Annotated in this window: 24 protein-coding genes and 3 tRNA genes; 14 read left to right on the top strand and 13 right to left on the bottom strand. The window is 63.3% G+C overall.

Translation table 11 applies throughout. From position 1 onward, the window contains the following. Window positions 1-32: 32 nt before the first annotated feature. The 3 genes from IF10I1_RS16265 to IF10I1_RS16255 form a co-directional block, all read right to left on the bottom strand. Complete coding sequence (locus IF10I1_RS16265; protein WP_186393539.1) at window positions 33-1,373, bottom strand: TRAP transporter large permease; 1,341 nt, start codon at window positions 1,371-1,373, stop codon at window positions 33-35. Then, window positions 1,366-1,851, bottom strand: a complete 486-nt coding sequence (locus IF10I1_RS16260; RefSeq protein WP_123194209.1) for a TRAP transporter small permease — start codon at window positions 1,849-1,851, stop codon at window positions 1,366-1,368. The genes IF10I1_RS16265 and IF10I1_RS16260 overlap by 8 nt, the downstream gene beginning before the upstream one ends. 131 nt (window positions 1,852-1,982) lie before the next feature. After that, entirely contained in the window at window positions 1,983-2,987 is a 1,005-nt protein-coding gene (locus IF10I1_RS16255; RefSeq protein WP_058899949.1) for a DctP family TRAP transporter solute-binding subunit, read from the bottom strand. 269 nt (window positions 2,988-3,256) lie between these two features. Between IF10I1_RS16255 and IF10I1_RS16250 the strand changes: the two genes are divergently transcribed. The 4 genes from IF10I1_RS16250 (at window position 3,257) to IF10I1_RS16235 (ending at window position 7,442) form a co-directional block, all read left to right on the top strand. Next, window positions 3,257-4,066 carry an IclR family transcriptional regulator gene (locus tag IF10I1_RS16250; protein WP_186393538.1) on the top strand — a complete coding sequence of 270 codons (810 nt, stop codon included), beginning with the start codon at window positions 3,257-3,259 and terminating at the stop codon, window positions 4,064-4,066. 63 nt (window positions 4,067-4,129) lie between these two features. Next, window positions 4,130-5,767: an acyl-CoA synthetase gene (locus IF10I1_RS16245; protein ID WP_186393537.1), complete on the top strand. Its 1,638-nt coding sequence runs from the start codon at window positions 4,130-4,132 to the stop codon at window positions 5,765-5,767. Window positions 5,768-5,793: 26 nt separating this feature from the next. Further along, window positions 5,794-6,552, top strand: coding sequence for an SDR family NAD(P)-dependent oxidoreductase (locus IF10I1_RS16240; protein ID WP_186393536.1), 759 nt, complete (start codon window positions 5,794-5,796; stop codon window positions 6,550-6,552). A gap of 20 nt (window positions 6,553-6,572) precedes the next feature. After that, window positions 6,573-7,442: a DUF296 domain-containing protein gene (locus tag IF10I1_RS16235; protein ID WP_186393535.1), complete on the top strand. Its 870-nt coding sequence runs from the start codon at window positions 6,573-6,575 to the stop codon at window positions 7,440-7,442. A gap of 18 nt (window positions 7,443-7,460) precedes the next feature. On the opposite strand, the gene IF10I1_RS16230 is transcribed toward IF10I1_RS16235, so the two are convergent. The 3 genes from IF10I1_RS16230 to IF10I1_RS16220 form a co-directional block, all read right to left on the bottom strand. Beyond that, on the bottom strand, window positions 7,461-9,029 hold the full coding sequence (locus tag IF10I1_RS16230) for a caspase family protein (RefSeq protein ID WP_186393534.1): 1,569 nt from the start codon (window positions 9,027-9,029) through the stop codon (window positions 7,461-7,463). Window positions 9,030-9,300: 271 nt separating this feature from the next. Beyond that, window positions 9,301-9,375 (bottom strand) — tRNA-Glu (locus IF10I1_RS16225). 240 nt (window positions 9,376-9,615) lie between these two features. After that, a complete protein-coding gene (locus tag IF10I1_RS16220; protein ID WP_186393533.1) occupies window positions 9,616-10,056 on the bottom strand; it encodes a VOC family protein in 441 nt (146 codons plus the stop codon). A gap of 152 nt (window positions 10,057-10,208) precedes the next feature. On the opposite strand from IF10I1_RS16220, the gene IF10I1_RS16215 reads away from it, so the two are divergent. From IF10I1_RS16215 to IF10I1_RS16195, 5 genes are all read left to right on the top strand, one after another. After that, window positions 10,209-10,979, top strand: a complete 771-nt coding sequence (locus IF10I1_RS16215) for a Sir2 family NAD-dependent protein deacetylase (RefSeq protein WP_186393532.1) — start codon at window positions 10,209-10,211, stop codon at window positions 10,977-10,979. Between the two features lie 170 nt (window positions 10,980-11,149). Further along, window positions 11,150-11,734 (top strand): cold-shock protein, encoded by a 585-nt coding sequence (locus IF10I1_RS16210; RefSeq protein WP_050471622.1) that lies wholly within the window; start codon window positions 11,150-11,152, stop codon window positions 11,732-11,734. Window positions 11,735-11,989: 255 nt separating this feature from the next. Then, entirely contained in the window at window positions 11,990-12,529 is a 540-nt protein-coding gene (locus tag IF10I1_RS16205; RefSeq protein WP_244274432.1) for a DUF192 domain-containing protein, read from the top strand. Window positions 12,530-12,653: 124 nt separating this feature from the next. After that, window positions 12,654-12,730 (top strand) — tRNA-Pro (locus IF10I1_RS16200). Between the two features lie 202 nt (window positions 12,731-12,932). Beyond that, window positions 12,933-13,634: a hypothetical protein gene (locus IF10I1_RS16195; RefSeq protein ID WP_208977402.1), complete on the top strand. Its 702-nt coding sequence runs from the start codon at window positions 12,933-12,935 to the stop codon at window positions 13,632-13,634. Here IF10I1_RS16195 and IF10I1_RS16190 read toward each other — a convergent pair. Then, window positions 13,594-14,103, bottom strand: a complete 510-nt coding sequence (locus IF10I1_RS16190) for a hypothetical protein (protein ID WP_058899941.1) — start codon at window positions 14,101-14,103, stop codon at window positions 13,594-13,596. The genes IF10I1_RS16195 and IF10I1_RS16190 overlap by 41 nt on opposite strands. Window positions 14,104-14,252: 149 nt before the next feature. Continuing rightward, entirely contained in the window at window positions 14,253-14,561 is a 309-nt protein-coding gene (locus tag IF10I1_RS16185; RefSeq protein WP_186393531.1) for a hypothetical protein, read from the bottom strand. 314 nt (window positions 14,562-14,875) lie between these two features. Between IF10I1_RS16185 and IF10I1_RS16180 the strand changes: the two genes are divergently transcribed. Both IF10I1_RS16180 and IF10I1_RS16175 read left to right on the top strand, forming a co-directional pair. Further along, window positions 14,876-15,181: an ETC complex I subunit gene (locus IF10I1_RS16180; RefSeq protein ID WP_186393530.1), complete on the top strand. Its 306-nt coding sequence runs from the start codon at window positions 14,876-14,878 to the stop codon at window positions 15,179-15,181. A 139-nt stretch (window positions 15,182-15,320) separates the two neighbouring features. Continuing rightward, a tRNA-Arg gene (locus IF10I1_RS16175) sits at window positions 15,321-15,397 on the top strand. Window positions 15,398-15,663: 266 nt separating this feature from the next. On the opposite strand, the gene IF10I1_RS16170 is transcribed toward IF10I1_RS16175, so the two are convergent. After that, window positions 15,664-15,930, bottom strand: coding sequence for a hypothetical protein (locus IF10I1_RS16170; protein WP_208977403.1), 267 nt, complete (start codon window positions 15,928-15,930; stop codon window positions 15,664-15,666). 331 nt (window positions 15,931-16,261) lie between these two features. Here IF10I1_RS16170 and IF10I1_RS16165 point away from each other — a divergent pair, with 331 nt between their 5' ends. Continuing rightward, complete coding sequence (locus IF10I1_RS16165) at window positions 16,262-18,394, top strand: BTAD domain-containing putative transcriptional regulator (protein ID WP_208977404.1); 2,133 nt, start codon at window positions 16,262-16,264, stop codon at window positions 18,392-18,394. Window positions 18,395-18,434: 40 nt separating this feature from the next. On the opposite strand, the gene IF10I1_RS16160 is transcribed toward IF10I1_RS16165, so the two are convergent. After that, window positions 18,435-18,743 carry a hypothetical protein gene (locus IF10I1_RS16160; protein ID WP_122520012.1) on the bottom strand — a complete coding sequence of 103 codons (309 nt, stop codon included), beginning with the start codon at window positions 18,741-18,743 and terminating at the stop codon, window positions 18,435-18,437. 84 nt (window positions 18,744-18,827) lie between these two features. After that, entirely contained in the window at window positions 18,828-19,100 is a 273-nt protein-coding gene (locus IF10I1_RS16155) for a hypothetical protein (protein WP_050471615.1), read from the bottom strand. A gap of 530 nt (window positions 19,101-19,630) precedes the next feature. On the opposite strand from IF10I1_RS16155, the gene IF10I1_RS16150 reads away from it, so the two are divergent. Then, a complete protein-coding gene (locus IF10I1_RS16150) occupies window positions 19,631-20,806 on the top strand; it encodes a YcaO-like family protein (protein ID WP_256387918.1) in 1,176 nt (391 codons plus the stop codon). Window positions 20,807-21,051: 245 nt separating this feature from the next. Here the strand turns inward: IF10I1_RS16150 and IF10I1_RS16145 are convergent, their stop codons facing one another. Together IF10I1_RS16145 and IF10I1_RS16140 are read right to left on the bottom strand one after the other, a co-directional pair. After that, window positions 21,052-21,594 carry a CAP domain-containing protein gene (locus IF10I1_RS16145; RefSeq protein ID WP_208977405.1) on the bottom strand — a complete coding sequence of 181 codons (543 nt, stop codon included), beginning with the start codon at window positions 21,592-21,594 and terminating at the stop codon, window positions 21,052-21,054. Between the two features lie 27 nt (window positions 21,595-21,621). Next, window positions 21,622-22,458 carry a phosphodiesterase gene (locus IF10I1_RS16140; RefSeq protein WP_050471613.1) on the bottom strand — a complete coding sequence of 279 codons (837 nt, stop codon included), beginning with the start codon at window positions 22,456-22,458 and terminating at the stop codon, window positions 21,622-21,624. 148 nt (window positions 22,459-22,606) lie between these two features. On the opposite strand from IF10I1_RS16140, the gene IF10I1_RS16135 reads away from it, so the two are divergent. Further along, the gene (locus tag IF10I1_RS16135) at window positions 22,607-24,349 is read left to right on the top strand and encodes a glycosyltransferase family 39 protein (RefSeq protein ID WP_186393528.1); all 1,743 of its coding nucleotides are present in this window, start codon (window positions 22,607-22,609) and stop codon (window positions 24,347-24,349) included. The last annotated feature ends 20 nt before the right edge of the window (window positions 24,350-24,369 follow it).

The following is a 24,369-nucleotide window of genomic DNA, read 5'->3' as shown; positions in this document are numbered from 1 at the left end:
CTGCCGGCAAAGGCAACAAGGCGGCAGCTGTCTCAGGGTCTCAGCCATTCCACCAGCAGGAGCGACATGCCCGGCACGGCGCAGACTACGGCAAGGCCGATGAGGCTGGTAACGAGGAAGGGCAGCACGCCCTGCGCCACCCGCTCCAGCGGCAGTTTCGTAATGTTGGCGGCCACATAGAGGTTGATGCCGACAGGCGGTGTGAACAGGCCGATGGCGAGATTGATCATCACCACGACGCCGAACCACACCGGGTCCCAGCCCAGATGCTGAGCCACCGGCAGGAAGATCGGCAGGCAGATGAACATGATCGTCACCGCGTCCATGAACATGCCCGCAATCAGCAGAATGGCCATGATGACCAGCAGGATCACCCACTGATTGTCCGACAGGCCGAGAAGGGCTGCGGAATATTTGCCGATGACATCATCCACGGTGACGACCCAGCCGAAGAGGCTGGCATAGGTGACGACGAGCATCACCACGGCCGAGGAGGCGGCTGCATCGGCCAGCGACTGGTAGAGCCCGCGCAAGGTGAGCGTCCGGTAGATGAGACCGCCCACGAGCAGGGCATAGACGGTGGCGACGAGCGCGGCTTCCGTCGGCGTAAAGGCGCCGGAATAGATGCCGCCGAGGATGACCACCGGCGTCAGCAGCCCCCAGAAGCTGGAGACGAAGGAGCGGCGCAGGCGCTGGCCATAGGGCAGGCCTGCATCCGGATCGGCCGGCAACAGGCGCTTCAGTGTTTCGGCTCCCCTGGCCGCATCGCCGCTGCGCGCAAAGGGCAGGGCGGCGAGCATCAGCAGGCCGAGAAACAGGCCTGGAATGATGGCGGCGATGAAGAGGCTCGAAATCGAGGCTTCGGCGATGACGCCATAGATGACAAGGCCGATGGAGGGCGGGATGACGATGGAAAGCGCAGCGCCGGTGCACACGAGCCCGGCGGCAAAGGCCTTCGGATAGCCGTCCTCCTCCATGCCCTTGATGATCAGCGGGCCGATGGCGGCAACGGAGGCAGGCCCCGAGCCGCTGACTGCGCCCCAGAACAGGCAGACGGTGGTGCCGACAATGCCCATGCCCCCAGGCAGGCCGCCGATGAGCACGCGGAAGAAGCGGATCATCCGTTCGGCAATGCCAAGGCTTCCCATCAGGGTGCCGGCGAGAATGAAGAAGGGGATCGCCAGCAGCGAATATTTGGCGATGCCGGTGGCGATGAGATCGCCCGCCATTTCCAGCCCGAAGCCGATGGACCACATGGCATAGAAGGCGGAGAGCCCCAGCGCGAAGGCGACGGGCAGGCGCAGGGCCAGCAGCAGGAAGAACATCACGATCATCTGCGTGCCCGCGCCCATATCTGACCAGAATTCAAGCATGGGCTTTTCCTTCGGCACAGAGCGTGCGCCAGCAGTCCAGGCTGTACTGGAGGTGGCGCAGCAGAATGAAGGCAAAGCCTATGGGCAGGGCGAAACTGTAATACCAGGCCGGGATCTGCAGCGCGTAGGAGCGCACACCGCTCTTCATCTGGCTCTGGACGAGATCGAATGTGTATTTGGCCGAGAGGGCCAGCAGCACGGCGGACATGAGCGTGGCGAAGATCAGCATCGCCTTGCGCAGCGGCTGCGGCACCCGTTCGTAGATCAGGGTGACGGCCAGATGGTCGCCCTTGCGCGCGGCAATGGCTGCGCCGAACACCGTCAGCAGCAGGAAGCCGTTCGTCAGGATCTCTTCCGTCGAGGCGAGGGAATAGCTGGTGGCGTAGCGCACCACTACATTGACGAAGCCAAGCAATGTCATGCCGGCAAAGATGACGGCGCAGATGAGTTTTTCTGCCTCACGCAGCAGGAAGGACATGCGGACAGGCTCCACGGCACGCGGACCGGCAGGATGACTGGGCCAGACAATCAGGGCGCAGACAATCGGGGCGCAGACGGCACAGTGTCGTGGCAGAGAGCCTGCCGTCAAGCAGGCCCCCCGCCATTCGTTTACTGCTTGGCGGCGATGGTGTCCGTGAAGGTCTTCACCAGCTCCGGGCCGACTTTTTCGGACCACTTGTCGAAGGCCGGCTTCGTGGCTTCACGGAAGGCCTGGAGTTCCTCGGCCGTGGGCTCGTAGATTTCCATGCCCTTTTCCTTCAGCAGCTCGATGCCGCTGGCGGTCGCCTGACGGGTGATGTCCTTCTGATAGGCCATGGCTTCGCTGGCGGCCTGCTGGACCTTGGCCTTGGTGGCGTCATCGAAGCTTTCCCAGCGCTTGCGGCTGATGCCGAGGAAGACCGGGTCATAGGAATAGTGCCAGGTGGACAGGTATTTCTGCACCTCATAGACGCGCTGGGGAATGATCACGGCGCCGATCGGGTTTTCCTGTCCGTCCACGACGCCCTGCTGCAGCGCGGTGAAGGTCTCGGTCCACTGCATCTGCTGCGGGTTGGCGCCCAGGGCATTCATCACGTCGATATACATCGGGCCCGCAACGCGCATCTTCAGGCCCTTCATGTCCTCCGGCGACTTGATGGGGCGTGCATTGTTGGTGACTTCGCGGAAGCCATTTTCACCCCAGGCCAGCACGATGATATCGTGGCTTGCCATGATTTCCTTCATCTTGTCACCCGGTGCGCCGTCCGTGGTCGCATCGACGGCCTCGTAGCCCGAATAGAGATAGGGCAGCGAGAAGACCGCCATTTCCGGCACCAGCGGCGTCACGTTGATCGCCGAGGTGACGACGAAGTCGAGGAAGCCGCGGCTGACCATCTCCGCCTGTTTCATCTGGTCGCCGCCCGAAAGGGATGCATTCGGGAACACCTTGACGTCATAGGCGCCATCGGTCGCGGCGCTGAGCAGCTCGTTGAACTTTTCCGCACCCTTGTGCCAGGTGGTGGCATCGCCCGTGTTGTGCGACAGGCGCAGGGTTTCTGCCGAGGCAGCGCCCATGAGCGCCGCAAGGGCAACGGTGGCCGTCAGCGCGAGCCGGTTCAGCTTCTCGAACTTCATTGTCTCTCCTCCACTTTTTGCCGCACAGCGGTGTTCGTCCCCTGTGCGTGCGTCATGCTACCTGCAGCTTTATTCCGGCCCCCATGACAACGCCGTTTCCTCCCGCGCTATCATGTGGTCCATAATGTGGAACTAAGTCAGGTCCAGTCAGTCCTATGACAATAGCCTCTTGCAGCTGCCGGGCAAGAAGAAATAAGCTGGCTTTTGTGATGATTAAACAGCAGTGGTTTTGAGGTCCACAATATGAACCTTGCTCAGGCAACCTGCAGATGCTGATTGGGTCACAGAGCGTGGACCGGGCCCTGTCGCTTCTATCGAGGGTGGGGCGGCATGCGGCAGCGGGTGCGCCGCTGTCCGTGCTTGTTGACGAGAGCGGCCTCAACAAGCCGACCGTGCGCCGCCTGCTGCTGGCGCTGATCCGCGCGGGCCTTGTCGAGCAGGACCTTGTGACGCGCCGCTACTATCCGGGCGCAGAGGCCTATGTGCTGGGTATCATGGCCGCGCGCCGGTTCAGTCTGGTGGAAATCTGCCAGGAGAGCCTGCGGCGCCTGTCCCGCCGCACGGAAGACACCAGCTTCGTCTCTCTGCGGCGCGGGCTTTTTTCCGTGTGCCTGCACCGGGAGGAGGGCGCCTATCCGGTGCGCACCCATGCGCTTCTCGCCGGGCAGGAGCATCCGCTGGGCGTCGGGGCCGGGGCGCTGGCCATGCTGGCCGGGCTGCCGGATGAAGAAGTGGCGCAGGTGCTGGCCGAGAATGCCCAGATCCTCACTGAGCGCTATCCGGCCCTGCCGCCGGAACGGATTCTTGAGCGGGTGGAGGAGACGCGCAGGCGCGGCTTTTCGCTCAATCCGGGACTGATCTTTGCCAATTCCTGGGGCATCGGCGCTGCCTTGCGCCATCCGGACGGGCAGGTGATCGGCGCACTGAGCATTGCGGCCATCGACAGCCGCATGCAGGAGCCGCGCCAGCAGGAACTGGCCGGATTTCTGCACGAGGAAGTGCTGCGGGTGGAGGAGAAGCTCGCTGCCATGTTCGCCAGCCGGGAGCAGAAGGCCGCAGCGCGGGCCATAAGCGCCTGAACTGTTTCGCCCGCCTTGAGGAGAGGCGGGCGCAGAATTCGTTGTTTGGGAGGACAAGCGCAAGTGACAGGGGCAAGCCAGACACAGGATCTTTCGGCCGGGGTGGCTCCGGCCACCACGCGGGTGATGAACCTCAGCCAGTTCCTCACCCAGGCGGCCCGCCGCCATCCCGATGCCATCGGCTTTGTCTGGGGGGAGCAGCACTGGACGTGGGCGGAAATGGAGGCCCGCGCAGAAGCCATGGCCCATGCGCTGGTGCATGAATTCGGCGTCCGCAAGGGAGACCGGGTGCTGATCCAGTCGGCCAACTGCAACCAGATGTTCGAATCCATGTTCGCCTGCTTCTGGGCGGGGGCCGTCTGGGTTCCGGCCAATTTCCGCCAGTCACCGGAGGAGGTGGCCTACCTGGCGGCGGCCAGCGGCGCGAAGGGCATGATCTGCGGCGCGCAGTTTCCCGCCCACGCCGCCGCCTGCCGGGCGGAAGCATCATCGCTCAGCTTCCTCATCTCCATCGGCGCCTCGGAGTTCGCCGAGGATTATGACGCCATCACCGCGCGCAACATGGGCCGCAAACAGGCGCCGGTGCCGGTGTTCCGCGATGATCCGTGCTGGTTCTTCTTCACCTCCGGCACCACGGGACGGCCGAAGGCGGCGATCCTCACCCATGGCCAGATGGCCTTCGTCATCACCAATCACCTGTGCGATCTGATGCCCGGGACGGGGCCGGAGGATGCCTCCATCGTTGTGGCGCCGCTGTCGCATGGGGCAGGCGTGCATCAGCTGACGCAGGTGGCCCATGGCGCCAAGACGATCCTGCCTGCTTCCGAAAAGCTCGACGTGCCGGGCATCTGGGCGCTGGTGGAGCGCTGGAAGGTGACCAATGCCTTCACCGTGCCGACCATCCTGAAGATGCTGGCGGAAGACCCTTCGGCGGACCAGTACGACCATTCCAGCCTGCGCTATGTCATCTACGCCGGTGCGCCCATGTACCGGGCCGACCAGAAACGGGCGCTGGAAAAGCTCGGCAAGGTCATCGTGCAATATTTCGGCCTCGGCGAGGTGACCGGCAACATCACCGTTCTGCCGCCCGCCCTGCATGTGCTGGAGGATGGGCCGGACGCGCGCATCGGCACCTGCGGTTTCGAGCGCACCGGCATGCAGGTGGAGATCCAGGACGAGAGCGGCGAGCCGGTGGCACCGGGCGCGACGGGAGAGATCTGCGTCATCGGGCCGGCCGTTTTCGCAGGCTATTTCAACAACCCGGAGGCCAATGCCAAGGCCTTCCGCAATGGCTGGTTCCGCACCGGTGACCTTGGCCACATGGATGAGCAGGGCTTCGTCTACATCACCGGCCGCTCCTCGGACATGTATATCTCCGGCGGCTCCAACATCTATCCGCGTGAGATCGAGGAGAAGATCCTTCTGCATCCGGACATCACCGAGACGGCCGTGCTGGGCATTCCCGATCCGGTGTGGGGCGAGGCGGGCGTTGCGGTCTGCGTGGCGCGGCCGGGTGCCGACCCATCGGCCATTGATTTGCGCGGCTGGCTGGACGGCAAGGTCGCCCGCTACAAGCTGCCGAAAATCACCGTGTTCTGGGAGGCCATGCCCAAGTCGGCCTATGGCAAGATCACCAAGAAGATGATCCGGGAGGAACTTCAGCGCCGGGGTGAAATCCCCGCGCCGGATGCCGGAGCCTGAGCGGGACGGACAAGGGAGGAACGGCGATGAACGATCAGGATAAGGCGAAGGCGGTGGCCATCACCGGCGGTGCGTCCGGCATCGGTCTGGCAACGGCACACAAGCTGCAGAGCCTCGGCTACGAACCCTGGCTTCTGGACCTGAGGGCCGAGGCGCTGGAAGCCGCCTGCACGGAACTGGACATTCCGGCAGCGCGCGGCATTGTCTGTAACGTTGCGGATGAAACATCGGTCGAAGCGGCCATGCGCCGGATCGCAGCCGCCACCAGCCTTGCCGGTGTGGTCAACTCCGCCGGCATCGGCTTTGACCGTCCGGCCGTGGAGACCAGCGTCGAGGACTTCCGCAAGGTGGTCGATATCAATCTTACCGGCAGTTTCATCGTCTGCCGTTCTGCGGCGCGGCTCTGGCTGGAACGCAAGGAAACGGGCGCCATCGTCAACATCACTTCCATCTCTGGCATCTGCGGCAACAAGGGCCGCTCGGCCTATGGCGCGTCCAAGGGCGGGCTCAACCTGATGACGCTGGTGATGGCCAATGAACTCGGCCCCTGCGGCGTGCGGGTGAACGCGGTGGCTCCCGGGCCGATCGATACGCCGCTGGCCCGGGCCGTGCATACGCCGGATGTGCGCGAGCAATGGCATAAGCGTGTGCCGCTGCACCGCTATGGCCAGCCGGAGGAAGTGGCCAGCGCGGTTGCCTTCCTCCTCTCGGACGAGGCATCCTATGTGAATGGCCAGGTGCTGGCGGTGGATGGCGGCTTCGTGATGGCGGGGCTGTCCGCATGAGGCCGGACGCGGGGAAACTCATGCGCCAGATCGTTCATCCGGGCCCGGTGGCAGGGGAACGCCTTGCGGCTGTGCCCTGCCGGGTGCGCCCGCTGAGGCTGACGCTGGAACCTGCTGCGGGCGAAACGGTCCTTGCGGCACTCGCCCGCGCCTTTGCAGATGCCGGCTATGCGGCAGGTTATGCCTGCCTTGAAGACGTTGCCATGGCGCGGATGAATTACGTGATCCCCGCCGCAAGCCCCGATGACAGCCACGCCGCCTGGTACAGCGCGACGCATGAGGGCGGGCCGGGCAGCCGGATTTCCCGGGCCGGGCTGCATCTGGGGCAGAGGGATGGGGCGCCTTTCCTGCATTGCCACGGCATCTGGACCCCGGCAGGCAGGCCAGAGGCCATGGGGCATCTTCTGCCCTTCGAGGCGGAGCTGGCGGGGCCGGTGGGGGTGGATGTGCTGGCCATTTCCGGTGCGCAACTGGTGACGCGGCTCGATGCCGAGACCAACTTTCCGCTGTTTGCACCGGAGGCCGCCCCGCCTGCACCCGGCGAAGCCGAGCGGGAAAGGACGGGCAGTGCCCGCGGCCTGCTGCTGACCATCCGGCCCAATGTGGATGTCTGCACCATGATCTCAGAGGCCTGCGAGGCGGCGGGCTTTGCCGCCGTATCGGTGCATGGCATCGGATCGTTGGTGGGGGCAGATTATGAAGACGGAACCTCCGTCTCGTCCTACGCTACGGAAGTTCTGGTGCGCTCCGGTTCCTGGCGGCGCGGGCAGGGCACATGCCTCGACATTGCCCTTGTTGGACTGGACGGGGCGATCAGCACCGGCATCCTGCGGCAGGGCTGCAACCCGGTCTGCGTGACCTTCGAGCTGCTGCTGACCGAAGTGGCGTGAGCGCCGCTCCGGCCGGGATCAGCGGCGGATGCCGTTGAGAATGCCGCCAATGGCGCCGCCCAGAAGCGCTGCTCCGGCCGCATCCAGCATCGGATCCCGCTCGGGAGCAGCGCCCGGCGGCAGGTGCTCCGGCTCGGCGGAATAGATGGGCGAGCCATCCGCCGTGGTGCCGCGCTGCACCTGTTGCGGCGGTCGCTGGAACTGGCGCTCGGGCCGCGGCTGCTGCGCCGTTGCGGCCAGAAACTCCGCCTGCGTCTGGTCCTTCAGCAGTTCATATTCCTCTTCGGACAGGCTGCCGGTTTGCTCATATTCGTTGTAGCTCTGCCATTCCTTGATGGCAGCGCGCGAGCGGGCGCCGAAAACGCCGTCCGGCGTTCCCGAATCATAGCCGGCAAGATTCAGGCGCAACTGGATTTCACGGCGCTTGAACCGGGACCAGGACGCTTCGTCGTCCGTCGCGGCTGATGTGGAGGGGGCGCTGGCCGCAACGGCCTTCTGCGTTCTGGCGCCTTCCGCGGTTGCTGCCTCGCCGCCCGTATCTGCCGTCCCGTCTTCTGCTGCAACCTCGCCGGACGCAGGGGCATTGGCCGCTTCGATGCGCTTGATCTGGTTGCGGGCAAAATCGGCAAAGCTGCCGGTCGGATAGGCGGCCAGATAGACGTTGTAGTCCTCCACCGTTCCGCCAGCCGCCGCTGCATCCCACAGCGCCTTCTCCCGCTCCCAGGCAAGGGTGGCACTGGCGGGCACCGTACCGGAGGCCACGGCTGCAGCATCCTGCGAGACGGTGGTTTCCGTGGTGGCATTGGCCGGTGCGGCGGAGCGGTTGAGATAGACTTCGCCGATCAGCGAGGCATTGACCCAGGGGCGCTGCTTCTGCCCGGTTTCCTTGAACACGTCCCCCGTCACACGGGTCATCACGGTCTGGATCGGCGTGTCCGGCGCATCGATGTGGCGCAGCAGGGCGCTGGTGAAGGGCGAATTGCTGCCGGTGCCGTCCAGCGCCACGTCTCCGGGGCTGGTGGCAAAGGCGATGACGGAGCCTTCGCCGCCCTGATCCTGCAGTTTCAGTTCCGCAAGACCGGCACCGACACCGGCCGAACGCGAGGGATTCATGGACCGGGCCAACGTGCGTGCCAGCGGGTTGTCGCGGCAGGCATCGAGAAACACCATCCGCACCTTCACGTCATTGGACATCTGCCGCAGCACGAAGTCGGCGGAGATGGTTTCAAAATCCAGCGCCGTTTCGTCGTCGAATTTCGCATCCACGGGGACGAGATAATTGGTGCCGCCCACCTGCATGCCGTGTCCGGCATAGAACAGCAGCGCCACATCGGCGCCGCGCGCTTCCTTCGCGAACTCTGCCACCGTTCGGCGCATGGCGTGATAGTCGAGGTCATAGCCTGCCACCACCTCGAAGCCGAGATCCTTCAGCTTGGCCGACATGGCGCGCGCATCATTGGCCGGATTGGGAAGTGCGACGGTGTGGACATAGGCCCCGTTGCCCATGACCAGCGCCACACGTTTGGCCAAAGCCGGGCTGATGCCGGCCAGAATCAGGAGAAGACAGGTGAGCGCGCGCGCAAGCATCTTCAGGACCTTTCGCAGGGAAGCGAAACCGGCAGTTCGTCAGGTTTTCTGAGGAAGTTTTGCCACGGCTGGCAGCAGGCCCGCAAGCGGCAAGCGCTCAACACCGGCTTTTTGGTGTGGCCGGTCCCGCCTGCAAGTGACAGGATTCAGCGCATGGCGGGGCCGTAGCCGGTGCTGGAACTGCCACCAAAGGACAGTGAAGAGAGCAGGGAGATTAAAACGAAAAAAGACGCCGAAGCGTCTTTTCTATCGTCACTCACCAGAAGGAGAGTGGTACGCCCAAGGGGAATCGAACCCCTGTTTTCGCCGTGAAAGGGCGACGTCCTGACCGCTAGACGATGGGCGCTTGACTGTCTGGCCCGTGTGGGCCGCGTCGTGTGAGGAGGCTTATAGGCAGATTGTTCGGAGGCTGCAAGAGGGTATTTGCATGTTTTTCCACAGGTCCGGACGAGGCGCTGAAGGAAGAGGGTGGCAGGCGCGGAAATCCGCGCCTTTTTGCCGGGCAAAATATCCACAGCCTTGATTTCAGGCCATGATTTCCTGCCCGGCAGCGCCGCAGACCCTCGCAAGGAGGGTCTGAAAGGCCTTACCAGCTGCCGGTATTCGGCATGGAAGACCAGGGTTCTGCCGGTGCCTTGGCCGCACCCTTCTGCAGAAGTTCGATGGAAATGCCATCGGGAGAGCGGACGAAGGCCATGCGGCCGTCGCGCGGCGGCCGGTTGATGGTGACGCCCTTGTCCATCAGGCTGGCGCAGAAGGCATAGATGTCGTCCACCTCATAGGCGAGGTGGCCGAAGTTGCGCCCGCCCGTGTAGGTTTCCGGATCCCAGTTATAGGTCAGCTCCAGCAGCGGGGCGGCATGAGCCTTGCCGCTTTCCACATCCTTGCCGGCAGCAAGGAAGATCAGCGTGAAGCGCCCGCCCTCGTTCTCGATGCGGCGGACCTCGGTCATGCCCATCTTGTTGCAATAGAAGTCGAGAGAGGCCTCGATATCGGTCACGCGGACCATGGTGTGCAGGTAGCGCATCTTGATTCCCTTATCTGATATCCCGGAGGGCACTGGCTGTGCCGCCCTGCGTCGGGGGCTTGCCATGGGCTGCAGCCTTGCGCCACTCTCGGGGCCTGTTCGTTGAACGGAACCAGCGTGACGGCCAGACTGCAAAATGACAAGACACCGCAATGCCAAGACAGATTGACGACCTGACCGCTGCGCAGGCCGCGCTCCGGGAGGTGTTTTCCGGCGGCGGGCGGATTGTTGTCCTGACCGGCGCCGGCATTTCAACCGAGTCAGGGATTCCCGACTACCGGTCTGCGGGAGGCATATGGTCCAGGATGGCCCCGGTTCAATATGCTGATTTCATTGAAGACAAGGCGCAGCGGCTGGAAGACTGGCGCCGTCGCTTCATCTTTCATGGTGATTTCACCCGCGCCGTACCGAATGCCGCCCATCTCGCCCTGGCGCAGGAGGCGACGGCCGGGCGGGTGCATCTGGTGATCACGCAGAATATTGATGGCCTGCACCAGCGGGCAGGGCTGCCGGAGGACAGGCTGGTGGAACTGCATGGTAATGGCACCTATGCCTCCTGTCTTTCCTGCGGTCAGCGGGCAGACCTGATGGCGCAGGAGGAGCTGGTGAGTGCGGGCCGCAGCCCGCGCTGTGCGGCTTGCGGAGGCCTGCTGAAGGCGGCTGTCGTCAGCTTTGGCCAGTCCATGCCGGAAGAGCCCTGGCAAAGGGCCGTCGCGGCATCCCGCAAAGCTGATGTCTTCGTTGTGGTTGGCTCATCGCTGCAGGTTTATCCCGCTGCACGCCTGCCGGAAATTGCAGTTGAGGCCACGGCAGAAATGATGATCGTTAATCAGCAGTCCGGGCCTCTGGATGATCTTGCCTCTCTTCTCATCCGCACGCCGGCAGCCGCGACTTTTGATGTCCTGTTATCCGGTAAAAATTGACAGGTTTGCCGCAATTGCAGGGGGCAAAGACTGAGAGGTTGTGGTTTGTTAACAAAAGGCACTGGCCGAGCCCTCTGTGAGTGTTATCCTTTTCTTAGGAATCAGTATGCGGTGAGTCGGACGGTTCACCCGAAGCTGACGTGAGCGGCACAGAGATGGGGCTTGGACACATGGGGGCTAAGACGGCTCAGGATCCCCGGCTGATCGAGGCGATGGCGGAAGACGCCGGCGTCGACGTGATCGAGCTGGCCGGGACGATCAAGTGGTTCGATATTGCCAAGGGGTATGGCTTTATCGTGCCGGACAATGATGGCCTGCCGGACATCCTGCTGCATGTGACGTGCCTGCGCCGGGACGGGTTCCAGACCGCCTATGAAGGTGCCCGCGTCGTCTGCGAGGTTCTCGACAAGCCGCGCGGCCTTCAGGCCCTGCGCGTTCTGTCGATGGACGAATCCACCGCCGTGCATCCTTCCCAGCTGCCGCCCTCGCGCACCCATGTGCAGGTGGTGCCGGAAAGCGGCTTCGAGCGGGCGACCGTCAAGTGGTTCAACCGCGTCAAGGGCTTCGGCTTCCTGACGCAGGGCGAAACCTCCGAAGACATCTTCATCCATATGGAGACCCTGCGCCGCTTCGGCATCACGGAACTGCGTCCGGGCCAGGAAGTGCAGGTCCGCTTCGGTCAGGGCCCGAAGGGCCGCATGGCTGCCGAAATCCGTCCGCTCGGCAGTGGCTCCCATATTCCGTCCTCCCATTGAGGATTTCCTTTGCAGAGCGTCTCTCTGTTGCGCTGCAAAGGAAATATCCGTCCGTTAATCCGGCGGGAACACCTTGCACCTAGGGTGCGGGGCGAAATGAAAGGGCAGGGCGGCCAGGTTCTGGCAAGCCCGGCTGGAAGACATACGCCAGAAGAAGCGATGCTTTCGATAAGACTGATATCCTGAGGTGGCCTTGTACCGGCCTTGAAGGATTGGATATTGTACCAGTTGCGTATGAGTCTGGAGGGGGAAGTAATGCGTATCGCCCACTTCACGGCACCTTTGCGTGCCTTGAGCGTCCGGAGCACAGGTGTTCCGGCGCCGTGTCTGCGTGGAGCCTTCGGGATCGCCGTCAGGGCCATTCTGGTCGGCATGATCGTTCTGGGAGCTGCTGCCTTTGCCAAGGCGGCGGGACTGCCCACCGAACAGCTGACGGTGGAAACCGCAGCGGGCCCGCAGACCTTCACCGTGGAAATTGCCGCCACAGAGGCAGACCGCGCCACGGGCCTGATGAACCGCAAGGAAATGGCCGCGGATGCGGGCATGCTCTTTGTCTTTCCGGACAGCGGCGAGAAGTTCTTCTGGATGAAGAACACTTATATCTCTCTCGACATGATCTTCATTGATGAGACGGGCCGTATCGTTTCCATCGCCAGGGACACGGAACCTCTGTCGGAGAAGATCGTCTCCTCTGACGGCAGCGCCCGTTATGTTCTGGAAGTGATCGCAGGCACCTCCGCACGCCTGCAGTTTGCGCCGGGCCAGAAGGTCTCGGCACCCAGCATCAGACCCTGAACTTTGCTGCAGGGTGCCGGCCGGAAACCGGCGGTGCGCAACTGCGCAGAGGCTGTCATTGTCCCGGCCTTCGGGCTTGACGCTGTGCAGGGGAAGGCGGTACACCCGCACACATACCGGACGTCGGGGTATAGCGCAGCCTGGTAGCGCATCTGCTTTGGGAGCAGAGGGTCGCAAGTTCGAATCTTGCTGCCCCGACCATTTTCTTTCCCCAGCCTGCACTCTTTGAAGCTTCCGGGTTTCCCCGCCTGATACCAAGGCTTCCGATGCTGACGCATCACGCCTTGAAATGGCTCAGGTGCCGCGCGGGCCGGTTTATGCAAGGCAAAGCTCGCTTTTTTGCGCCCTTCATCGCTTCATGGTTGTGCTGCGGTTTCGCGGCATCTGCATGATGGGGAAACGCATGACCTTGATACTTCAAGAAGATCCGACGCTTGTCGTCGCTGACGCTCTCGCCGCCCTCACGGGGCGTATCCGGGAGCAAGGGTTGTCCTTGCAGGAAAGCACGGACTTTCAGGCCTTTGAAGAGGCTGTGTCCCGGACCGAGGACCGCTATCTGATGGAGGACTTCTCCATCCGCTTCGTCGATCTGCACGCCAGCCTAGCCTTCTGGGTTGGGGCCTATAACGGGCAGGGCGAGCTTGTGTCCGTTCAGGCCGCCAAGATTGACGAGTTGAAGGACAGGAGCCTTGCTGCCTTCTGGCAGCAGCAGCAGCGGCGCCTGTTTGAAGATCCGCATGCGGACGCAAGACTTGGCACTGCCCATGCCGCAGAAGCGTTCCGGATGCGGGGCCGGATCGTCTATCACGGCAATCTGTGGCTGAGAAAGGACATCCGGGGCAGGGGCCTTGCCGAATTGCTGACGCAGACCGGCTTTCTGCTGGCGCTGCTCAAATGGTCACCCGACTATCTTTATGGTCTGATGGCGCAGGCCAATGCGATGAAGGGATTCGGTGTGCGGGTCGGCTACCGGCACTTTGCGCCGTCCGGAACGCACTGGATCTCAGCGCCCGCCCATATCCGGCCCGATGACTGGCTCGTCTGGGCGACGCGGGCCGATCTCGTCACGCTGGCGCGGGGCCTTGCGGCTCCAGAGCCTGAATGACGCCGAAATAGGCCAGCATCCGCACCGGAGAATCGGGTCTTGGGCGCAGGGGCATGATCAGCCGTTCATAGGCAACGTCATGCATCCGTCCACCCAGCCGGATACCGGTGCGGCCATAGCCATAATAGGTGCCGGATTCCAGAGCGCTCAGGTAGCCCGCTGCCGCGGCCCGCTCAAGTTCGGGATCCGGTGTCACCAGCGCCTCGCCGGGCTGCTCGCTCCACACGCTGCCGAAAAGCTGGACCTGCGAGGAAAGCCGTCCCGCATAGACGATCGGCGGTGCCGTTCCGCTGTCATCCGGCAATGCGCAGAGGCTGAGATAGGGCAGATGCTTCTGCAGCTCCGGCCCTGCGACAGAGCCGGCCCTGAGCATGTCTTCATAGAATTGAGACAGCCGGGGGTCTGCAAGACCGCGTTCGATCGCACTGCTGCCAAGGTCGGCAAAGAGCTGTCGGGGTCTGGCGAGCATCGGGCCTGTCAACTTTCTTGGGGCATGCGCCTCCCGGCTCGGGGCGTCTGCCGCAGGGCATATGTACGGACAAAGATGCCCTAGTCATCCTGCAAACGGAAGCGTGAAGTGAAGATGATGCGTGCTGGTACCTATGGCTTCCGGCGGAATCAGTCCTGCGCCAGAGTACGCAACAGCACCTCAATCACATCGCAGAAGTCCTCGCGGGCATCCGGTGACAGGGCATCAACACTCGCTGCATGGTAATCGACCGCCAGGATCATGTCCCAGAGAACAGCAAGATCCTGATGTCGTGCTTCCGCATGCAGCCGCCCGGCCCGGTTACCGGCCGGCATCTTGTGCTCATGCTGCAGTCTGTTCACGTCAAAGCGGGGCATGACAGCCTTTCCAGTCAAGTCCGGTTCAGCGCGGCGAAGGTATGCCTGAAACGGAATACCGGGCCGCGATTGCGCCAGCATCAAGTGCAATCCTTGAGTGCGGTTGTTAGAATAGGTCCAGATTCAAAGCTGTCATAGCAATCAAGAGTGATCCCTAAGGTTGCAAATTGTGCCAAATCGCGTCAGCGCTTGACCTCAGCTGCCGGTCCTGCGTGCCGGTGCCTGTGTCAAAACCGGTTGTGCGGCCCCCGCGATGCGCAAGTGATGTTGACATTCGCTCCGTTCCCGCAGAAAACAGCCATGAATGGCTGGTGCAGCGCCGCGGTCGCGCTGCAGCCTGGAAAACTCCGGCAAACCAGCAGCTTGCAGCACGTATGCGAGACGGGACAGACACAATGGTGGCGCGAATCTACCGGCCGGCGAAGACGGCCATGCAGTCGGGCAAGGCCAAGACGCAGCGTTGGGTGCTCGATTATGAGCCCGAGGTTGCGCGCAGCATCGATCCGCTGATGGGCTACACCTCCTCTTCCGACATGAAGCAGCAGGTGCGTCTCTTCTTCGAAACCTGTGAAGAAGCCGAAACCTATGCACAGCGCAAGGGCATCGCCTACCGGGTGGAAAAGCCGAAGGACCGCACCATTCGCGGTGCAAGCTATTCGGACAATTTCCGCTTCGACCGGCATGCACCCTGGACGCATTGAGGCGCCTGACCAGATCAAGCCTGCCTCAATGAGATCTGGGCACTGATGCCGCCCGTCCCGCCTTCCGGGCGGGTTTTGAAATCGACACCGGGCAAGGCCGTTCCTCCGGCATGCCCCGCGCGGCCTGATCCGCGCAAACGGCCCCTTAGCTCAGCTGGATAGAGCACTCGCCTTCTAAGCGAATGGTCGCAGGTTCGAATCCTGCAGGGGTCGCCAAACCATTATCCAACCGATTGATTTTGCTATAGGTGCGACCGTTCCGGGAATGGGGTGCGACTTGGAGTCTGTTCTGCAGGCGTTCGCTGCCGCTTTGGGCTGGTGCCTTGCGGCCTGCTGTCGTCATAAAACGAACGGGGCAGGCCAACAGTCGCTGGCCTGCCCCGGGAAGAATGCCTGAGATACGAGGAATGGCTGAGATGCGAAGAATGGCTGCGATGCCATGTCCGGACGGTCAGCCGGCAGGGAACGGCAGCGCACCTTGTTCAGCCCGCTTTCGTGCTCCGCAGCAGATCACCCGGCGACAGCTTTGCCCTGAGCGCCTCGTTCACATCGGCAGCATCATCGTCCAGTGCGTTGGCCGCCATGGTCAGCAGATAGGCGCAGAACGTGCGGCCATCCTTTTCAGCTTCACGGCGGGTGAAATAGATCATGCGCTTGAGGGACTCCGCAGACATATCCTGCATGGCATCATGGCCATGCACTGTTTCCGCGGCTGCTTCAGCCTTCGTCAGTCCTGCAGCTTTCGACATGTGCAACCTACCGTTCTGATATTGACCGGTTCTCCGGCCTTGCGTGAAATACCCAGTTCTTGGGCGGCAGCTGGTTTCCCGGCTCACTGAAAGCCAGCCTGCCACGGCACCGGTACGTTGATCATCGGGTTGTAGCGTGAAATGAACGTGATAGGTTGACTATGATTGCGGTAATGCTGAAGAATCGGCACTCTTGAGTTGCAGGTTGTGCGGGTGCTTTGAGAAACCTATCCTAGTACATAAGGAAAAATAGCAAGGGAACGGCTGAGGGGCGGGGTGTCTGCAGCGGAATTTCTTGCTTCTGATCCGGAATGATTGTGGGACAAACAGCATGACGAGGTTGTTTTTCAGGACGCTCGGGGTGCCGCAGCTTGAGGACAGCAGCGGAAGGGTGCTGAGCCTGAAGACGCGAAAGGCCCTGGCTATTCTCGGCTATCTGGTGCGCTGCCCCGGAGGAACCGAGACGCGCGGCGAGCTGTCCGCCTTGCTGTGGAGCGACGGCGACCGCTCCCGTTCCGCCATGTCCCTGCGTCAGGCCCTCAGTCACATCCGCCAGGCCGAGAAAGAGGCGGGGATGCGGCTGGTGGTGGCAACACCTTCCACCTTGTCGCTGCTGCGTGAAAACATCCAGACCGACATCGATGTGCTGACACGGGGCGTGGGCGGGGCCGATCCCGGTGAACTGGACCGCATCAGCTCGCTCTGGGCCGGTGATTTCCTGCATGGCTTTGATGTGCTTGACCCGGCATTCGGCGAATGGCTTGCCGTTGAGCAGGCACGGGTGCGCTCGGTCCTGAGCAAGAAAATCACGGAGGTTCTGGAAGAAAGCCGGACGGGGATTGGCCATGTTGCCTGTGTCAAGCGCGAGCGGCTGGCGCGGTTTCTCCTGTTGCTTGATCCGGCCAATGAATATGGGCATCAGGAACTGATCCGGCATTTTCTGCGTCAGGGGCAGAAGGAGAAAGCACAGCAGCAGTTCAGGGACTGTGCCCGGGAGTTGCGCAATCTCCTCGACATCGAGCCCTCGGCAGAAACGCGCCGCTTGCTGGAGGACGTGCCGGATGTTGCCGGCTCTGAGGGGCATCTGGCTGCGCCTGCGCAAACCTCTGGCGCCGGTACAGAGACCGTCCAGCAAAGCGTCATAGCCTTTCCCACGGGCAACAGGATCGCGTCTGCGCCGCCCCCGGCCATGGCGCCGGCGGCCGGCAGCGAGACTGGCCGGTTTTCTGCCGCTGGCAGCATCGAGGCCGCTGTCCCCGGTGAGCTGCGTTTGCCGGTCATTTCGATTTCGAGCATGGCCTGGGACGAGACGGCAGGAGATGAGACGGCTTTCGCTGTCCGGGAAGAGGTTGTGACGGGGCTTTCGGCCTACCGGTCGTTCGAGCTCTATGAGGCCGCCTATTGGGCGGGGGACGGCAGCATAGCCCCGATGCGCGTGGATGGCGGGGATCTGGGCAGCTTCCTGCTGCGGTTTCACCGGGACCGGACGCTCAACCGGCTTGGCATCCAGCTGGAGAACCGGACCAGCGGGCAGATCGCTTTTCATGAACTGATTGATCTCGATCTGGTCAGGTCCAGCCACGAGCTTCACGAAGCCGTCTACCGCACGGTCAGCCGCATCCACAGCCATATTATCGGGCGGCTGCGCCAGCGGCCGGGCCGCAGCCCCTTTGGCCGCTGGTGCCAGGCAGATGCGCTGATCTGGGAGTTCAACGCCGCTGCCGACCGCAAGGCTCTGGCCATCATGCAGGATCTGCAGGCGAGTGATCCGTCCTTCAGTCTCACCTATGCCGGGCAGGCCTCCATCCTGCTGAAACAGGCCCTGTTCTATCCAACGGCCGAGACGCCGCTGGCTGATGCCGAACATGTGCTGTCGCTGACGGAAAAGGCCGTGGCTCTGGATCCGTGGCAGGTGGTCAACCACCGTGTGAACGGCTGGGCCTTGATCCACTCGCGCCGGCCCGATGATGCCCGCCGCTCCTTTGTCCAGGCATTGAAGCTGAACCCGCTTGATCCGATGAACACGATCTCTGCGGCCGAGGCCTTGGCCTATATCGGCGAAAGAGAACAGGCACTGAAGACGGCCGAGAGGGGATTTGACGGGCTGATTGTCACGCCGCGCATCGTCTATGGATATCTGGCGAATGTGTTCTTTGCGCTCGGCGATTATGAACGGTCGGCTGACTACGCAAGGCGCGGCCCCTTCGACAATTTGCATGGCCTGGCCACCCGTTTTGCCGCGCTGTACCGGGCCGGACATATGCAGGATGCGGAAGCAGCACGCGCGCTGCTGCTGCAATGCATGGAGCGGCAGCTCGGGGCGAGTACCCGCTGGCAGACTTCCCTGCAGCTGCGGCAATGGCTGGACAGCGTGAACCTGTTTCAGGATCCGGAGGCGCGGGCCTCGTTTGATCTGGCCATGAACAGCCTGCGGGAAACTGTCGGGCTGGCGCGGCACGCCTGATGCCCGGCGGGGGACCTGGCCGGGATGCTGCCGGTTGGCATCAATGCAGCGGACCTGCCGCGGCGCTCTGGCCAAGGCCGCTTTCGATTTCCTGCAGATAGGCGGCATCGCCGCGTGCCAGCTTTTCGGCATTGTAGCGAAACGGAAGCACCACCTGACGAGTCTCTGCCGTCTCCACGAGAATCTTGAAGTCAAACAGCGCTGTCAGGTTGGCGGGCAAACCGGCAGCGGCAAGGACAGCGGCCGGGTTCCGGCAGAGCGCTTCACGCTTGTCCGGGTCGGCTGCCGCTTCAGCCAGAATGCGGCCAAGCACCGGGATCTTGGAGGCGGGCAGGGGAAATCGCGCCATGGCACCTGTCCTTGCAAGAGCTGCAGAATGTGGGATGGACAGGACAGCCCCCCTGTCGGCGGGCTGTCCTGTAGCCCTCCGGTCTTATTCCGGCAGGATGTCGTAGTAGCACGCACCCAGAGCCTTGCGGCCGAGCTCTTCGAAATAGCTCTCGTCGGCAGCGGCGAGGCGGGCCGTATCAACCGCGGCCGGAACCACCAGATGCACGGTGTCAGCGCTGTCCGCATGGACGGTGACGCCGGAGAGGTGCTTTGCGGCAGCGGCCGCAGCTTCGCTGGCAGTGGCCGCGTCATTCACGGTCTTGCCGATGAGCGCGCCAAGGGAGAGCTTGCTGTCGAGAATGGCTTCCTGCTTCATGACGAACCTCTTCAGTCTGGTGTTGGAATTGCTGGCACCGGGTAAAGCGAAGCTGCTCCTGGAAACTGTTATGTTCCAGGGTCAAAGGGCCTTGCCTGATGCTGGTGTCACGTGTTCCCGTCAGATGATCTGGCCGGGGTGCCGTTGCTCAATCAGGCTGCGCCGGACGGAGCTCTTCGGCAAGAGGCGGACCGGGGCTCCCCAGCAATGCAACTCTTGAGCGGTGAAGGCTTGTGGACAAGGCAGTGGCACAAAAAGGGGCATTTCTGCGGGCTGCAGAAACGGCAGAAGCGGACCCTCATGGGGCATTCAGATCTGCGGCGCAGGGAAATGGCGGGACAGACGGGACGGCGCAGGCTCTGGCCTTCCTCCTGTCCTGCGGCCTTCTGGAGCAGCGCGGCGGCAGTTTGCGGGCCGCTGAGGGCGTCCCGCCTGAGACCCTGCGCCTGTTTGCCGGGTTTCTGGACCGTTTTGCCCCCCGGATCGCCTTTGCACCGCTGGCGGACTGTCCGGTCCATGTCTGTACGGCCATGCCTGGCCCCCTGCCTGAGGGCTGGCGGCGGGAGGCGCTCCAGCCTCTTCTGGCGCAGCTGGCCTGTGGCGGGCAGGGGCTGGAACGGCACCGGGCCGTGCTCGGCTGCCTCGGCGAACTGGCGGAAAGGCTCAGTCTGATCGCGCAAGGGCCAGAGGATCCGCTCGTGCTGGAGCGGCAAGGTGAAGATGACGGGGATCTGCCGGCCGGGGCCTTCTTGCAGTTCAGCGCCGCTCAGGAGAAGGAGCTGGCCGGCCGCGTTCCCGCGCTTGCTGCGGTATGGGAAGGCGAGAGGATCGGCTGGAACCGGCTGTCCCGGCGGCGGATGCGTGTTACCTCTGCCTTCTCGGATGAGACAGCGCTGATTCCCGCCTTTGCCGTTCTCCTTGGCGAAGGACGGAATGCAGGGATACCGCAGCTCCCGCTTGGGTCGGCGCTTGGATCGACGCTGGGGGCAGCCGTCTGGACGGATCGGGAAACAGCGGCCCGGCGGGCGGTGCTGGAACTTGCCGAACGGGACGCCGCCGGCATCTGGTGGCACAACCGGCTGGGGATAACCCCCTTACCCTGGGCTCAGGTGAGGGAGTTTCTGCCTAAAATATGTGCTGATTGGCTCTCTGCGCGCGCGCACGTCACTCATTTTCTTTACTTGCCAGTTGACTTTTCGCTGCATGTGATAGCCGCCGTTTCCCACGGTGAAGACGGGAAATCCGGCGTGATCGGGGTGGCTGGCGGGCTGGAGGCAGGGGCTGTGCTTCAGTCTGCAATCGGAGAACTCGTACAAGGTGAATTTGCGCTGGAGCTTGCCGGTCGGAGGTCTGCGTCCGGCAAAGAGGGGGGAACTGGCTCTGCGTTGCAGTCCTATGCAGCCAGGGACGTGCGGCAAGACCTGCGGCTGGAGGCGGCAACGGCCGCCGTGGTGCAGGATCTGGAACGGGAATTTTCCTGGCAGGAGTTCGAAGCCTCGCTGATGGCGCAGAAAATCCGGATCTGGCTGGCGGATTGCTCGAGAGCGGAGACTGGGCTTGCTTGCGTGAAGGCGGTTAGTCCGGATCTGTGCTCCTGGCTTCCCCGCTTCGGCAACCCGCGGCTCTTCACGTCTCCGGTCCGGTGGGGTCTGAGGCCTTTGCCTGCAGAAGAGGGGGAATTTTCCGGACGGCACTATCCGTTCTGATCTGCCGCATGCCGCCATGTCTGAAGTCCGGCCGGTTCTCTGCGGTCAGATCCGTGAAATACCGGAGGGCAGGGTGCTTGACACGCCCGTCCTGACCGCATAGAAAAAACATGAGATTGATACTCCACTTTTGGAGCGGCGCTCTCACCGGCTTCGTGCCGGTTCCCCTCTTGGGGTCTCTGGAAACCAGACTTTAAAGGCGGGCTTTTTGCCCGCCTCTTTTTTATTTCAGCTTTTGGGCGCTGTCAGCCCGGGCGGCCATCTTCCTTGGGCCGGGCGAGCGTCAGCACCCAGAAATGGCGCCACTTGCCGGTCGGGCGGCGCACCCGCGAAATGCCGACCCGGGTCACATAGGGATTGAGCAGGTTGCGGCGGTGGCCGGCAGAGCCCTTCCACCCGGCCATGGCGGCATCGAGGCTGTCATAGCCGGCACCGAGGTTTTCCGCAGCGGCGTAATGTTCGTAGCCATGCCCATCCAGGCGGCGGGCGAGGGCGATGGCCCGGTGCTCGCGGGTATCCATGCTGTCCCAGCGGGCAATGTGATTGGCCATCCATGCCGAGATTTCATTCAGGCGTCCGTCAGCGCGCAGCGGCGGCAAGCCGTTTTCCGCACGGAAGCTGTTCAGCCTCTGCAGCATCTCATCCCGGTTTACCGAGACCGGCTCAATGGGCACATTGCGGTCGAACTGGCTGCCTGATCCACCGCCGCAGGCCGCAAGGGGAAGAACGGCTGCACCAAGCAAAGTCAGGCGCAGGGCGTCGCGTCGGGTAAGGTTCTGTCTCAGCATCGTCCCTCAGGGTATTGAAAAAAAAGATTATTTTTCGCCAGGCCAACTCACACCCTTGTCCGCGAAGAAGGGATAGGGCCCCGGATATGCCTCTACATAGTGAAGATGGCTGGACAAACCAGCCTCCGGGTCAAGCCGGTGCACAAAAAACGCAGGCGGTTCCATCACAAATTCGGCAGGAGCGTCCGGCGAAAAGTCCAGAACACAGGCATGGGCCGTGCTGGGGCACAGGGTCATGACGGTTCCGGCAAAGCGGGCGATGATTGTCCGGTGCACATGACCGCAGATCAGCCGCTCCACGTGGTGGTGGCGTGAGAGGATGGCGGCGAGCGCCTCGGTGTCCGCAAGGCCTATCACGTCCATATGGGCGATGCCGGTCACCTTGGGCGGGTGATGAAGGGCAACGAGGGTGGGCGTGTGATCGGCTGCAAGCGTCTGGTCAAGCCAGGCGATCTGTTCCCCGCCCAGCCGGCCATAGGGCTTGCCCGCAACGCTGCTGTCCAGCACCACGAGGCGCAATCCGCCGATGGTGACCGCATAATGCAGCTTGTCCCCGGCGGGCGCATCCCCGACACCCGGAAAATCCGCCAGTTCGCTGCGCATGGCGGCCGTCAGGTCATGATTGCCCGGCATCACATAGACCGGGCAGGGCAATTGGCGGCAGAGCTGACGCAGCAGGGCATATTCCCGCTCATCGGCGCCGTCCGTCAGGTCACCGGTGATGACAACGGCATCGGGCTTCTGCGGCAGGGCGGCGATGGCGCGGAACGCACGGGCCGCCAGCATGTTTGTGTCACTCACCCTGTAACAGGCAAGGCCGCGCGGGCGCAGGTGCAGGTCGGTTATCTGGACAATCAGGGTCATCGGCCTTGGGTTCAGCTCCATGGAAAGGGCGGGAGGACGATAGTGGAAACCGCGTTTCGCGCAAGTCTCAGGTTCCCCTTTGGATTGCTCTCCTGTAGGAAGCGGTGCAGCATCACATGGCAGGTGCAAACGGTTCCGGAACAGTCACATGCATGAGACCGAGCAGCAGACAGGCGAGAGCATCGACGGCGGCGCAGCCGGCATGGCACAGGCGCGCGATCCCCGGCCGCATACGGCCTGGCTGAAGCTGCTCGGGCATGACCTGTTTGCCCCCGCATTGCTGCTTCTTCTGGCGCTGTTCATGTTTGTGCCGGGCCAGTCTGCCGTGCCGCCGCTCGACCGGGATGAGCCGCGCTTCACCCAGGCCACCAAGCAGATGCTGGAAACCGGCGACTACATGGACATCCGCCTGCAGGAGGAGCCGCGCTATAAGAAGCCGATCGGCATCTACTGGCTGCAGGCCGCTGCCGTGAAGCTCACGGGACACGACGCTTCCGCACCCTTGTGGGTCTACCGGCTGCCGTCCCTGCTGGCGGCATTGACGGTGGTGCTGGCGGTCTATTGGACGGCACGCGCCTTCACCGGGCCGCCTGCCGCGCTGGTGGCTGCCATGCTGGTGGCTCTGGCGCTGATCCTTGGTGTGGAAAGCCGCCTCGGCAAGACGGATGCTACGCTTTTCGCCTCCATCGTTCTGGCGCAAGGGGCGCTGGCGCGGATCTATCTGGCGGATGATGCCACACGCCGCCATTGGGGGCTGGCACTGGTCTTCTGGGTGGCGCTGGCGCTTGGCATTCTGGTCAAGGGGCCGGTGGCACCGATGATCGTTGGTCTGACAGTTGCCGCGCTCGCCCTGATGCGCCGCCGGATCGGCTGGTTCCGCGCCGCCGCGCCGCTGCCGGGTGCCGTCCTGACGCTCCTGCTGGTGCTGCCGTGGTTTGTGGCGATCTGGATTGCCTCCAAGGGCACATTCTTTGAAGAGGCCATCGGCCGCGATCTGATGGGCAAGGTGGCCGAGGGCCAGGAAAGCCACGGCGCACCGCCGCTGACCCATCTTGCAGCCATGCTTGTGGTGTTCTGGCCGCTGCCGGCTTTTCTGGCGCTGGCAGCCCCGCGCATCTGGGCGCTGCGCTCCCTGCCGCTGGTGCGGTTCTGTGCCGCCTGGTTCTTCCCGGCCTGGGTGGTGTTTGAACTGGTGGCGACCAAGCTGCCCCATTACACCATGCCGCTGCTGCCCGCCCTTGCGCTGCCCGTTGCCCTGGTGATCGTGGACGAGCGGCCGGCCACCGGCCGTGTGCTGCGCTGGATTGCGGCGGTGCTGCTGGCGCTGCTGCCGGTGGCGATTGCCGCGGCCTCCGTTGCCGGGCCGCTGTTCCTTGGCGACTGGCCGTCTCCTCCGGGCGTGGTCTTCTGTGTCATTGCGGCCGTGATCAGCGTCTGGGCCTCCATGCGCCTGTTGCGCGGCGACATGACGGGTGCGCTCTGGCGCTCCTGCGCGGCTGCGGTGGCCATGACCACCGGCTTCTGGGGCTTTGTGGGGCCAGGACTGTCGACGATCTGGGTCAGTCCGCGCCTTGTGGCCGCTATTTCCGAAGGTGCAGGCTGCACCCCTGTGAAAGTGGCCTCGACCGGCTTCAGCGAGCCAAGTTTTGTGTTCCTGCAAGGCACGGACACCTTGCTGGGCGGCGCGGAACAGTCCGCAGCCTTCCTGGCGCAGGACCCGGCCCCTTGCCGTGCCGCCGTGGTGGAAAGCCGTCAGGAACAGGCGTTTCTGGACGCCGCCAGCAAGGATGGGCTTGTGCCCGTGCTGGCAGGCAGGGTACAGGGCCTGAATATCAACGGGGGGCGGCAGCTCGATCTGGGGATTTATGTGCCCGGAGCGTCTGCAAGATGAGCGAGCAAGAGGTAAGGCCC

This window comes from Pannonibacter sp. I15F10I1 (assembly GCF_900185665.1).
GTDB classification, from domain to species: domain Bacteria; phylum Pseudomonadota; class Alphaproteobacteria; order Rhizobiales; family Stappiaceae; genus Pannonibacter; species Pannonibacter indicus.
This window is presented reverse-complemented; position numbering and strand designations above follow the sequence as displayed.